Annotated in this window: 9 protein-coding genes; 8 read left to right on the top strand and 1 reads right to left on the bottom strand. The window is 38.6% G+C overall.

The annotated features are described in order from the left end of the window. Window positions 1-17: 17 nt before the first annotated feature. From aceA to Y7E_RS0119200, 8 genes are all read left to right on the top strand, one after another. Entirely contained in the window at window positions 18-1,295 is a 1,278-nt protein-coding gene (gene aceA / locus Y7E_RS0119235; RefSeq protein ID WP_017152892.1) for an isocitrate lyase, read from the top strand. Between the two features lie 401 nt (window positions 1,296-1,696). Further along, entirely contained in the window at window positions 1,697-1,900 is a 204-nt protein-coding gene (locus Y7E_RS0119230; protein WP_003195857.1) for a cold-shock protein, read from the top strand. 510 nt (window positions 1,901-2,410) lie between these two features. Then, entirely contained in the window at window positions 2,411-2,998 is a 588-nt protein-coding gene (locus Y7E_RS0119225) for a competence protein ComK (RefSeq protein ID WP_017152891.1), read from the top strand. 226 nt (window positions 2,999-3,224) lie between these two features. After that, window positions 3,225-3,818, top strand: coding sequence for a TVP38/TMEM64 family protein (locus Y7E_RS0119220; RefSeq protein WP_017152890.1), 594 nt, complete (start codon window positions 3,225-3,227; stop codon window positions 3,816-3,818). 57 nt (window positions 3,819-3,875) lie between these two features. Continuing rightward, window positions 3,876-4,439: a signal peptidase I gene (lepB, locus tag Y7E_RS0119215; protein ID WP_017152889.1), complete on the top strand. Its 564-nt coding sequence runs from the start codon at window positions 3,876-3,878 to the stop codon at window positions 4,437-4,439. A gap of 207 nt (window positions 4,440-4,646) precedes the next feature. Continuing rightward, on the top strand, window positions 4,647-8,159 hold the full coding sequence (addB, locus tag Y7E_RS0119210; RefSeq protein WP_017152888.1) for a helicase-exonuclease AddAB subunit AddB: 3,513 nt from the start codon (window positions 4,647-4,649) through the stop codon (window positions 8,157-8,159). Then, window positions 8,156-11,878: a helicase-exonuclease AddAB subunit AddA gene (gene addA / locus Y7E_RS0119205; protein ID WP_017152887.1), complete on the top strand. Its 3,723-nt coding sequence runs from the start codon at window positions 8,156-8,158 to the stop codon at window positions 11,876-11,878. The genes addB and addA overlap by 4 nt, the downstream gene beginning before the upstream one ends. A gap of 119 nt (window positions 11,879-11,997) precedes the next feature. After that, window positions 11,998-12,291: an RNA polymerase alpha subunit C-terminal domain-containing protein gene (locus tag Y7E_RS0119200; RefSeq protein WP_017152886.1), complete on the top strand. Its 294-nt coding sequence runs from the start codon at window positions 11,998-12,000 to the stop codon at window positions 12,289-12,291. A gap of 78 nt (window positions 12,292-12,369) precedes the next feature. Here the strand turns inward: Y7E_RS0119200 and gerPF are convergent, their stop codons facing one another. Then, window positions 12,370-12,585 (bottom strand): spore germination protein GerPF, encoded by a 216-nt coding sequence (gene gerPF, locus Y7E_RS0119195; protein WP_017152885.1) that lies wholly within the window; start codon window positions 12,583-12,585, stop codon window positions 12,370-12,372. Window positions 12,586-12,626 lie beyond the last annotated feature (41 nt).

The raw sequence follows: 12,626 nt of genomic DNA, 5'->3' as shown, positions 1-12,626 counted from the left end.
AAAAGGGGATGGAAGAGATGAAAAACGAAAGAGTACAAAAGTTACAAGAAAGCTGGGAGTTAGATGAACGTTGGAAAGGGATAACGCGTCCTTATTCTGCTGAAGATGTAATTCGTCTTCGTGGATCGATTGATATTGAACATACATTAGCACGCAAGGGAGCAGAGAAACTTTGGCAATCGCTTCATACAGAAGATTATATTAATGCGCTTGGCGCGTTAACAGGAAACCAAGCGATGCAGCAGGTAAAAGCAGGATTAAAAGCAATTTATTTGAGTGGTTGGCAAGTGGCGGCGGATGCCAATCTATCCGGGCACATGTATCCAGACCAAAGTTTATATCCAGCGAACAGTGTACCAGCTGTTGTAAAACGTATTAATCAAACGCTGCAACGTGCGGATCAAGTTCAGCATATGGAAGGCAGCGGTGATACAGATTATTTCGTGCCGATTGTTGCGGATGCTGAAGCTGGATTTGGCGGGCAATTAAACGTATTTGAATTAATGAAAGGTATGATTGAGGCAGGAGCATCAGGTGTGCACTTTGAAGATCAATTATCTTCAGAAAAGAAATGCGGACATTTAGGCGGAAAAGTATTACTGCCAACGCAAACAGCGGTGCGTAATTTAATATCTGCAAGACTCGCTGCGGATGTAATGGGCGTGCCAACAATTATTGTCGCAAGAACGGATGCAGATGCTGCAGATTTAATTACGAGCGATATTGACCCAGTTGATCAAGAATTTATTACAGGAGAGAGAACGCCAGAAGGATTCTACCGTACAAACGCAGGGCTTGATCAAGCGATTGCACGCGGCTTAGCATATGCACCGTATGCAGATCTTGTTTGGTGTGAAACATCTGAACCGAATTTAGAAGATGCGAAGCGTTTTGCGGAAGCAATTCATGAGAAATATCCAGGGAAATTACTAGCTTATAACTGTTCACCATCCTTTAACTGGAAACAAAAATTAGATGAAAAAACAATCGCAAACTTCCAAAAAGAAATTGCTTCATACGGATACAAATTCCAATTCGTAACACTTGCAGGATTCCATGCGCTAAACTACGGTATGTTTGAATTAGCACGTGGCTACAAAGAACGAGGAATGGCAGCATATTCTGAATTACAACAAGCAGAATTTGCAGCAGAAGAGCACGGCTACTCTGCAACGCGTCATCAGCGCGAGGTTGGAACAGGCTACTTTGATGAAGTAGCACAAGTGATTACGGGTGGCACATCTTCCACAACAGCTCTGAAAGGTTCTACGGAAGAGGCGCAGTTTACGAAATAAGTGAGGAAGTGGGTGTCGATTTATGACACCTGCTTTTATTTTGTATTTATCCCGCTGTTTGAGGGTAGGTGAAGGATACTTACTCGTAAAAAGCCCGATTGGTGAAAGATTTCCGTCAACGAGGAAGGAAGAAAATTTTCGCTGGTGGAAGTCGTACTTTATAAGGGATACCAAAAATTAGAAAATTAAATTTTTAAAAAATATTGTACATTCTATTTTAAGTATGCTATAATTATCTCAGTTGAATAACTAAATCAAGCAATCCATATATTATCAAGTGCTGAAAACGAACGAGAAAAAGTATGTGAGAACTGTTTTATGTTTCGTATTTGATAATGTGTGGATTCTTTTTTTATGTATGAAGACTAAAAAAACTTATATTTTCTTAGGAGGAAATAATTATGACAGTAACAGGACAAGTAAAATGGTTTAACAACGAAAAAGGTTTCGGTTTCATCGAAGTTCCAGGCGGAAACGATGTATTCGTTCACTTCTCTGCAATCACAACTGAAGGTTTCAAATCTTTAGAAGAAGGCGAAAAAGTTAGCTTCGAAATCGAAGATGGCAACCGCGGACCTCAAGCTAAAAACGTTGTAAAACTATAATTTTATAGTATGTGATGAAAAAGGATGGCTTATGCCATCCTTTTTTTGTTGAGAAATTTGTAATCATTTTCCTATCGAAAATATGTAGTAGAAATTAATATTTTTTATTAACAATACATAATAAATTAAAACCAAATTCTATTTTGGATGGAAGATAGAAGTTTCATTTTCCCTGTAAGAGAGATGCGTAAATTGGTGTGTAAATACTTAGGAAATGAGTGATTTGTACAAGATTACTGAACAATGTACCTTAAACGAGATTTTGCTATGTTACAAATATTTCAAAAAGAAAAGATTGTATTTTTCTATAGCACTACATCTTTTTAATCTAAGAGAATAAGTGGATTTTATGTGGATATTTATATGAAGAAATATGATGAATTTTTAAAGTTTTATAAGAAAATGTAAAATATTTGAAAATATGAACAATTTTGTTTTTAAAATGATACAATTATCCATGCAGCTGCTGTTATGAATTGTAAGAAAAAATAATGAAGGAGCGAATGTAGGATGGGGGAACAAGCAGAACGCTATGTCGAAAATTATGTCGTAAACAAGAAAACTATGGCCTTACTTCCAGTTATTTTAGGGGAAAAACGTATTGTAACGAGAGTGGTTGAAGTAGAAGATTCTTTTTTCATGTTTCAAAAACCTCTTGATATTGTAGAACGAAGTTGTCGCAAGCACGGATCTAGTTTTTTAGGCAGAAAAGACGGTACAAAAGAGTTGACACGTATTACGCATAAAGCACCCATTGCAATTAGCCCGACAGATCAGCTCTACTTTTTTCCTACCTATTCTTATTCTAGAAAGGAATGTGCTTGGTTGTCTCACTTTCACATTGCCAATAATAAAGAACTAGCAGATGGTAACCTAATCATTCGATTCATCAACGGTTTTGCAGTGAAATTAGAAATGTCAAAGAGCAGTTTCGAGAATCAGCAAAACAGAACCGCAAAACTTCGGACAGAGTATGAGGATCGTAAAGATAAACAAGGGAGGCTCCAATTTAAGCCCATCGATAAAGAAGATGAATCTGCATTAAAGCCTGCATATGAAAAAGCGTATCTTGTGAAAGAAGAGGACATAAAGGAATGATGATTGATAAGTGGAAAGGATGGGACAACCATCCTTTTTTTATTTTTTGAATATGTAATATTCTGTCAAATTATAATAGATTATCATACAATAATAATGAAGGATTTTTACATAAAAATATGGAACATTAATAAATACATCTCCATATGTCGTATCTACCATTTCCTCTTTCCAACAAGCAGTGATAAAGTAGGGATAGGAATATAGCAAAGGGGTAAATCGTAGAATGGATTTTCAAACAATCAAAGAATATTTTTCAGAAGAAAATATGGATCGGGTTGTCGAGGCTTATAGAGCATTTGGGCCACTTCTTGGCATTGGTTTGCCGATGATAGAGGCGCTTATCCCGGCACTGCCACTTATTTTGTTTGTGATGGCGAATGCAGTTGCTTTCGGGTTTTGGTTTGGCTTTTTGTATTCATGGCTTGGATCGGTTCTTGGTGCATTAATTGTATTTTCAGTTATTCGTCGTTTTGGGCGAAGTCGATTCTTCTCGTTTGTGAATAAACATCCGAAAGTGCGCAAAGCGATGGGATGGATTGAACGAAAAGGATTCGCACCTATTTTTGTATTATTTTGTTTTCCTTTTACGCCGTCTGCACTTATTAATGTTGTGGCGGGCTTATCACGTATTAGCAGACGACAATTTGTGTTAGCGTTAGCGCTTGGAAAGTTAGTCATGATTTTGATTTTAAGTTATATTGGGCATGATTTAGCTTCTTTTATCCATAATCCTGTGAAAACAATTATTGTTATAGGTGTCATCTTTATTTTATGGTATGTCGGTAAGAAGATTGAGGTAAAGCTAGAACTACATTAAGACTAGTCTTCGCTGTAATTAAGGCTCCATTATAGAAAAGGGTGAGGGGAGAGGCAGATGAAGCGAGCTTTGAAAAAAGAAGGCCTAGAGTGGATGAGAACAATCCTTATAGGTGTGCTATTAGCTGTTTTTTTTCGAACGTTTTTCTTCTCAACGTATGTTGTAGAGGGGAAGTCAATGATGCCGACACTTCAAGATGGGAATATGCTTGTTGTGAATAAGGTTAGCTATCAAGTTGGAGAGTTGAACCGGTTTGATGTTGTCGTCTTTCATGCGAATAAAAAAGAAGACTATGTAAAGCGAATTATCGGTTTACCGGGTGACCAGATCGAATATAAACATGACAAATTGTATATAAACGGTCAATTTATTGATGAGCCCTATTTAGAAACATATAAGAGGCAAGCGGAAGGCCGGCAACTGACGGGTGATTTTACGTTAGAAGAATTAACGAGAGAAAAGGTTGTTCCGAAGGGGTATATTTTTGTGATTGGTGATAATCGTCTCGGCAGCTGGGATAGTAGACATTTTGGTTTTGTGAAAGCAGATACGGTTGTCGGGAAAGTGGATTTACGCTATTGGCCAATTAATGAAGTACAAACGAATTTTTCAAAAGGATAATGGAGGTGAAAAGACAAACAATCTTTGTTTGTCTTTTTGAATTTGTTGAAAAATGATACATGAAATCTTATTGGCGCAAATGCAAATATATCGACTGTTTCCCAACACTTTGGAAAAGACAAACAACCTTTGTTTGTCTTTTTTTATGCTATAATACAAGGATGATATCAAACTAACGTTCGTTATATTAGTGAGAGGTGGGATTACATGTCGCTTCGATTTGTGATTGGACGAGCTGGAAGTGGAAAAAGTACATTTTGTTTACATGAAGTGCAAGAAGAATTAAAGCAGCTTCCAAGAGGCGAAACAATTTTATATCTTGTGCCGGAACAAATGACGTTCCAAACACAGCAAGCTTTAATAGGAAGTGAAGAAGTTAGTGGCTCTATCAGGGCGCAAGTGTTTAGTTTTTCAAGGTTAGCATGGAAGGTCTTACAAGAAGTTGGTGGCGCAAGCCGTCTTCATATTGATGAGGCAGGCGTGCATATGTTACTGCGAAAGATTGTAGAAGCGCGTAAAGAAGGATTGTATGTGTTTCAAAAAGCAGCAGAACAAAATGGTTTTTTTGAACATTTAGGCAGCATGATTGCTGAGTTTAAACGTTATAATGTAACACCATCAAATGTATATGAGATGTGGCAACAGTTAGATGCTCATTCAAGTGGTGATGAGCAAAAATTATTAGCGAATAAAATGTACGACCTTCAGCTTTTATATGATGATTTTGAACGGGCTTTAATTGGTAAATATTTAGATTCAGAAGATTATTTACAGTTGCTTGTAGAAAAGCTTCCGTATTCTGACTATGTAAAGGGTGCAGAAATTTATATAGATGGATTTCATTCGTTCTCGCCAGGGGAGCTAGAGATTATTAGACAGCTCATGAGATGCGGGGCAAGAATAACAATTACATTAACAGTAGATGAAAAGACGTTAGCGCAGCCAGTAAGTGAACTTGATTTGTTTTATCAAACAGTGCTTACGTATGAAAAGGTAAAACAACTGGCGCGTGAAGAGAAAATCACGATTGAAAATACGATTTCAATGAGAGAACAACCGCGTTTTCGCTCGCCAGCATTAGCACATTTAGAAGCTGAGTTTGAATCTCGTCCTTCTATGAAATTTCAAGGTGAACCGAGCATTACGTTATATTCAGCGGCAAACTTGCGAGCGGAAGTTGAAGGGGTAGCCCGGGAAATTCGTAGACTTGTTGCGGAAGAGGAGTATCGTTACAGAGATATTACGGTTCTTCTTCGTAATGGAGAGAGTTATTATGATGTAATGAAAACATTGTTTACTGATTACGATATTCCGCACTTTATTGATGAAAAGCGTCCAATGTCACATCATCCACTAATTGAATGCATTCGTTCTGCGCTAGAAATAATTAGTGGGAATTGGCGTTATGATGCTATTTTCCGCTGTATAAAAACGGAACTGTTATATCCATTAGATGTAAGAAAAGAATCAATGCGCGAAGAGATGGATGAGTTTGAAAATTACTGTTTAGCATATGGCGTACAAGGAAAGAGATGGACGGCAGATGAACCGTGGACGTATCGTCGCTATCGTTCGTTAGATGGAGCCTTTGGAACACAAACAGATAGTGAACGTGAAATGGAAGAGAAAATAAACCGCCTTCGTGAAGTGGTAAGGACACCAATTATTCGTTTGCAAAAGCGTTTGAAACGTGCAAGTTCGATTGTACAAATGTGTGAAGCGGTATATTTATTTTTAGAAGAACTGGATGTTCCGAAGAAATTAGAAGATTTGCGTATGCGTGCTGAGGCAGAAGGGAATTTCCTATTTGCAACTGATCATAATCAAGTATGGGAAGAAGTAATGAATCTTCTCGATACATTTGTGGAAATGCTTGGTGAGGAAAAGATGTCTCTTTCGATGTTTATCGATGTAATGACAACGGGACTAGAGGCACTTCAATTTGCAAATATCCCGCCTTCGTTAGATCAAGTACTCGTTGCAAATATTGATCGTTCTCGCTTATCGGATATTCGTGCGGCTTTTGTAATTGGTGCGAATGAAGGGGTCATTCCAGCAGCTCCTTCAGATGAAGGTATGTTATCAGATGAAGAAAGAGAATTTCTCGTTTCAGCTGGTGTAGAATTAGCACCAACAACAAGGCAGACTTTATTAGAAGAGCAATTTGTTATTTATCAAACAGTAACTCGTGCATCTGAGAAGTTATATATTTCTTGTCCGCTTGCTGATGAAGAAGGAAAGACGCTCCTTTCATCCAGCTTTATTAAGAAAGTGAAAAGAATGTTTCCTTCTGTCAAAGAAGTGTTCGTAACGAATGATGTGAATGATTTGTCTCGTCAGGCGCAAATTTCGTATGTAGCGACGCCAGAGGTTACATTGTCATATGTAACGCAGCAATTACAAAATTGGAAACGATATGGTTTTGAAGGGAATCTTGATTTTTGGTGGGATGTATATAACTTCTATGTGACTTCGTCTGAGTGGAAGCAAAAAAGTAGTCGAGTACTCTCTAGTTTATTTTATCGAAACCGCGCGCAGAAATTGAGCCCCGTTGTAAGTAGAGATTTATACGGAGATAAAATTAAAGGAAGCGTCTCTCGCATGGAACTATTTAATCGCTGCGCATATGCTCATTTTGCGCAGCACGGATTATCGCTGCGAGAGCGTGATATTTTCAAATTAGATGCACCAGATATCGGTGAATTATTCCATGCGGCATTAAAGAAAATTGCAGACAAGTTACTCAGGGAAAATCGTACTTGGGCTGATTTATCTATAAAAGAGTGTGAGCATCTTTCGGCTGTAGTAATCGAAGAAATTGCACCGTTATTACAAAGACAAATTTTATTAAGTTCTAACCGTAATTTTTACTTAAAGCAAAAATTACAACAAATTATTTTCCGTACGTCACTTATCCTTCGTGAACATGCGAAGTCAAGCGGGTTTGTGCCAGTTGATTTAGAGGTTCCATTTGGTATGGGTGGTACAGGTTCACTTCCGCCGATGGAGTTCGCATTGCCAAACGGTGTGAAAATGGAAGTTGTTGGCCGCATCGACCGCGTAGATAAAGCAGAAGATGAAAACGGCACGTTCCTTCGCATTATTGATTATAAATCGAGCACAAAAGCTTTAGATTTAACGGAAGTATATTATGGTTTAGCCCTGCAAATGTTAACGTATTTAGATGTTGTTATTTCAAATGCGAATACGTGGATGAAAAAGGGTCAGACGGCATCACCTGCTGGGGTTTTATATTTCCACATTCATAATCCGATTGTAGAAATGAAAGGCGATGCTTCAGAAGAAGAAATCGAAAAAGAAATTTTAAAGAAATTTAAAATGAAAGGTCTCGTGCTAGGAGATGCGGATGTTGTTCGATTAATGGACAATAAGCTAAGTACGGGCAGCTCGGACATTATTTCTGCCGGCCTGAAAAAAGATGGTAGCTTTAGTGCACGTTCTAGCATTGCAAGTGAACAAGAATTTACAGTCTTGCAGCAATATGTGCATCATACATTTGAAAACATCGGTAAAGACATTACAGAAGGTGTTATTGATATTGCCCCGTATAAAATGGGGAACAAAGCAGCGTGTACATTCTGTAATTTCCGTTCTGTTTGTCAATTTGATGAATCACTTGAAGACAATCAGTTCCGCACGTTAAAAGATATGAAAGATAGTGAAGCGATGAAGAAAATGAGAGAGGAGGTTGGCGAATGATAGAGAATTGGCCAGCAAAGCCAGAAGGTAGTCAATGGACAGATGATCAATGGAAAGCAGTTGTAGCAGATGGCCGTGATATTTTAGTAGCGGCGGCAGCGGGATCTGGGAAAACAGCTGTACTTGTAGAAAGAATTATTCGCAAAATTATTAATGCTGAGAATCCAGTAGATGTGGACCGTCTGCTTGTCGTAACGTTCACAAATGCCGCGGCGCAAGAGATGAAGAACAGAATTGGCGAAGCGTTAGAAAAAGTATTAATCGATGAGCCAGGGTCAGGGCATATTCGGAAACAGCTCAGCTTATTAAATAAAGCATCGATTTCAACCATTCACTCGTTCTGTTTACAAGTGATTCGAACGTATTATTATATGCTCGATGTTGATCCGCGTTTTCGAATTGCTAATCAGACAGAAAATGAATTATTAAAAGAAGAAGTATTAGATGACATTTTAGAAGAGGAATATGGCACCGAGGGAAATGACATTTTCTTTGAACTAGTTGATCGATATACGAGCGACCGAAGTGATGATGACCTGCAGCGTATGATTTTGGCTCTTCATACGGAGTCAAGAGCGCATCCAGATCCAGAGAAATGGCTGGATAAACTTATTGAAGCATATGATGTGGAAGGGAAATCAATTGAAGATTTAATGTATGCGTCTTATTTATTAGAAGATGTGAAGTTTCAGTTGGAAACTGCTGAAAAGCATATTAGGAAAGCAATTGAGTTAGCTATGCTTCCAGATGGACCGGCGCCGCGCGTTGAGACATTACAAGCGGACCTTGTATTACTTGGAATGCTATCTGAAGCGGCGAGTCAGTCTTGGACAAGTGTATATGAAGCGATGCAAAATGTTTCGTGGCAAACGTTAAAGCGTATTAAGAAGAGTGATTACAATGAAGAGATTGTAAAACAAGTAGATTCACTTCGAAATAAAGCAAAAGATGAAGTGAAGAAATTGCAAGAAGAGTTATTCAGCCGGAAGCCCGAAAGCTTTTTACGTGATTTCAAGGAGATGCACCCTGTACTAGAAAAGCTTGTTCAAATTGTAAAAGTATTTACGGAGCGTTTTCAAACGATAAAGCGTGATAAGGGAATGGTTGATTTCACAGATTTAGAGCATTTTTGCTTACAAATTTTAAGTGAACGTACAGAAGATGGCGGACTGCACCCATCGCCAGTTGCGCTTCAATATCGCAATAAATTTGCCGAAGTACTTGTCGATGAATATCAAGATACGAACTTTGTGCAGGAATCGATTATTAAGTTTGTAACGAAAGACTCCGAACAAGAGGGTAATCTGTTTATGGTCGGCGACGTGAAGCAATCTATATATCGATTTCGATTAGCAGAGCCTGGCTTATTCTTAGGGAAATATAAACGTTTTACACCTGAAGGTATAGACGGCGGTATGAAGATTGATTTAGCGAAAAACTTCCGCAGTCGTCATGAAGTGTTAGCAGGTACAAACTTTATCTTCAAACAAATTATGGGTGAAACTGTCGGGGAGATCGATTATGACGCCGATGCTGAATTAAAGTTAGGTGCAAGCTACCCAAAAGGGGAAGATGTAGCAGCTGAGCTGTTATGTATTCATCAATCTGAAGAAGAGTCGGTAGAGGGAGAAGAAGGTATAGAAGTAGAAAAAGCACAGCTTGAAGCACGTTTAATGGCTGAGCGAATTAAAGCGATGGTTGATTCGGGTTATGAAGTATATGATCGTAAAACAGATAGTATGCGCCCTGTTCAATATCGTGACTTTGTTATTTTACTTCGCTCGATGCCGTGGGCTCCTCAAATTATGGAAGAGTTAAAATTGCAAGGGATTCCTGTTTACGCTGAGCTTGCGACGGGTTATTTTGAAGCGACAGAAGTGACTGTTATGATGAATGTATTTCGGGTAATTGATAATCCGATGCAAGATATTCCGCTTGCTGCTGTTCTTCGTTCCCCGATTGTTGGATTAAATGATGAGGAACTTGCAATGCTCCGGGCCCATGAGAAGAAAGGCTCGTTTTATGAAGTGATGCGTTCATTCTTACAAGGGGCGCCACTTGAGGAAGAAGCGGAATTACATGGGAAATTACAATGGTTTTATAACCTTTTGCAAGGGTGGCGTGAATTTGCGCGCCAGCAGTCTCTTTCTGATTTAATTTGGAAAGTATATCGTGAGACTGGTTATTACGATTTCGTTGGTGGTCTTCCAGCAGGAAAACAGCGTCAAGCTAACTTACGTGTACTATATGATCGTGCAAGGCAGTATGAGGCAACATCTTTCCGTGGGTTATTCCGTTTTCTTCGCTTTATTGAGCGTATTTTAGAACGCGGTGATGATATGGGAACAGCGAGAGCGCTTGGTGAACAAGAAGATGTTGTACGGATTATGACGATTCATAAAAGTAAAGGGTTAGAGTTCCCGGTTGTATTTGTAGCGGGACTTGGACGCCGTTTTAATACACAAGATTTAATGAAACGATTCTTACTGCACAAGGATTTCGGTTTTGGATCACAATTTATTGATCCTCGTAAACGAATTAAATATACAACGCTATCACAATTAGCCATTAAGCGTAAGATGAAGATGGAACTGATAGCGGAAGAGATGCGCGTTTTATATGTTGCTCTAACACGTGCAAAGGAAAAATTGATTTTAATTGGTACGGTGAAAGATAAAGAGAAAGAAATAGAAAAGTGGCTTGACCCGCGGGAGCATACAGATTGGTTGTTACCGGATTACGTTCGTGCAGGGGCATCTTGTTACTTAGATTGGATTGCACCATCGTTATATAGGCATCATGATAGTGAAATGCTTCTTGAACTTGGACAAGGCAATATACCAAATGAAATTTATGAATACGGTGCGAGCTGGAAAGTGGAAGTGGTCGATGGTCGAACTTTACTTGCACCTGAACCAGTGCAAGAAGAAAAGCAAGAATTATTAGAAGCACTTCGTGAGAAAAAAGCTGTTCCGCTAGAAAGTGAACGAAAAGAAGAGGTATATGCTCGTTTAACTTGGGAATATGCGCATGAAGGTGCAACAGCGCATCGGGCGAAGCAGTCTGTTACGGAGATTAAGCGGAATTATCAATCGGAAGATGGAAGTGATAATGCTTTTATTAAAAAGCTTCGTGCTCCGATAAAAACGCGTCCTCGTTTTATGGAGAAGAAGGGGTTAACCTATGCTGAACGTGGGACAGCTGTCCACGCCGTCATGCAACATGTTGATTTACAAAAACCAATTACTGTTGAAGTAATTGGGGAACAAATTGCGGAAATGGTAAATAAAGAATTACTAACATTTGAGCAAGCAGAAGAAATTGCGATTGATCGAATTGTAGCCTTTTTCGATACAGATCTTGGTAAGCGTGTGTTAGCTGCGAAAAGTGTAGAACGTGAAGTGCCGTTTACGATGATGCTTTCAGCAGAAGAAGCGTATCAAGGTTGGCAAGGTCAGAGCGGAGAATCCGTACTTGTTCAAGGCGTTATTGATTGTATGATAGAAGAGGAAGATGGGATTGTATTAATTGACTTTAAAACAGATACGATTGAAGGACGTTTCCCAGGCGGATATGATCAGGCAAGACCTATTTTAGAAGATCGTTATAAAGTGCAACTATCATTGTATGCAAAAGCTTTAGAGAAGAGTTTACATCATCCAGTGAAAGAAAAGTGCTTATATTTCTTTGATGGAAATCACATAGTAAATGTTGATTAAAAAAGTGAGTGAAACTTGAATCAGTGGGGGGCTTCATCCCTCACTGATTATTAGCCTTCACCAATCGGGATAAATGTGAAAAAGAGGAGAGATGTAACTCTAGAAAGGAGCTATGTAAAATGGTAACTTCAAAAAAAAGTTTAAGAACTTGCGACAATGGACACAGTTACTATAAAAGTAGTGATTGCCCTTCTTGCCCAATCTGTGAGAAAGAACGAAAACCAGAAAGTGGATTTCTTTCACTTCTCTCGGCACCAGCAAGAAGAGCATTGGAACACAATGAAATAACTTCTTTGCAGCAGCTCTCAAAATATAGTGAGAAAGAGATTTTACAACTGCACGGTATGGGACCAGCATCTTTACCTAAACTTAGAACTGCTTTGAAGGAAAGTGGGTTATCATTCAAACAATAAGAATGATTACACGTATTGAAGCGAGAACAAGAAAATCAAAAGAACGAAAAAAGTAGGAGAAATGTTCTCCTACTTTTTTTAAGCTGTTCCAATTTGATCTTGATCCGCAACGTCTGAATCAAAAGTGTTCGTTGCACTGACACCGTTAAATGTGTTAACAACAAAAGCAACATTTGATGCTCCTGAACCGTTATAAGCCTTTGTATTTTCCTTTGGGGAGACATTATAGAAGTCACCTAAGTTAAAAGAGCCGTTACTATTCTGAACGATGAGATTTCCGACAACAGAGGGCATGTTATTCACCTACTTCATCAGTCTTATTTAACATTACTATA

It is taken from the genome of Bacillus bingmayongensis (genome assembly GCF_000299035.1).
GTDB lineage: Bacteria > Bacillota > Bacilli > Bacillales > Bacillaceae_G > Bacillus_A > Bacillus_A bingmayongensis.
The sequence above is the reverse complement of the archived record's forward strand: the minus strand, read 5'-3'. Positions and strand labels throughout refer to the sequence as shown.

Coding starts and splice junctions, on each gene's coding strand:
- aceA (WP_017152892.1), top strand. CDS start 18: ATGAAAAACGAAAGAGTACAAAAGTTACAAGAAAGCTGGGAGTTAGAT.
- Y7E_RS0119230 (WP_003195857.1), top strand. CDS start 1,697: ATGACAGTAACAGGACAAGTAAAATGGTTTAACAACGAAAAAGGTTTC.
- Y7E_RS0119225 (WP_017152891.1), top strand. CDS start 2,411: ATGGGGGAACAAGCAGAACGCTATGTCGAAAATTATGTCGTAAACAAG.
- Y7E_RS0119220 (WP_017152890.1), top strand. CDS start 3,225: ATGGATTTTCAAACAATCAAAGAATATTTTTCAGAAGAAAATATGGAT.
- lepB (WP_017152889.1), top strand. CDS start 3,876: ATGAAGCGAGCTTTGAAAAAAGAAGGCCTAGAGTGGATGAGAACAATC.
- addB (WP_017152888.1), top strand. CDS start 4,647: ATGTCGCTTCGATTTGTGATTGGACGAGCTGGAAGTGGAAAAAGTACA.
- addA (WP_017152887.1), top strand. CDS start 8,156: ATGATAGAGAATTGGCCAGCAAAGCCAGAAGGTAGTCAATGGACAGAT.
- Y7E_RS0119200 (WP_017152886.1), top strand. CDS start 11,998: ATGGTAACTTCAAAAAAAAGTTTAAGAACTTGCGACAATGGACACAGT.
- gerPF (WP_017152885.1), bottom strand. CDS start 12,585: ATGCCCTCTGTTGTCGGAAATCTCATCGTTCAGAATAGTAACGGCTCT.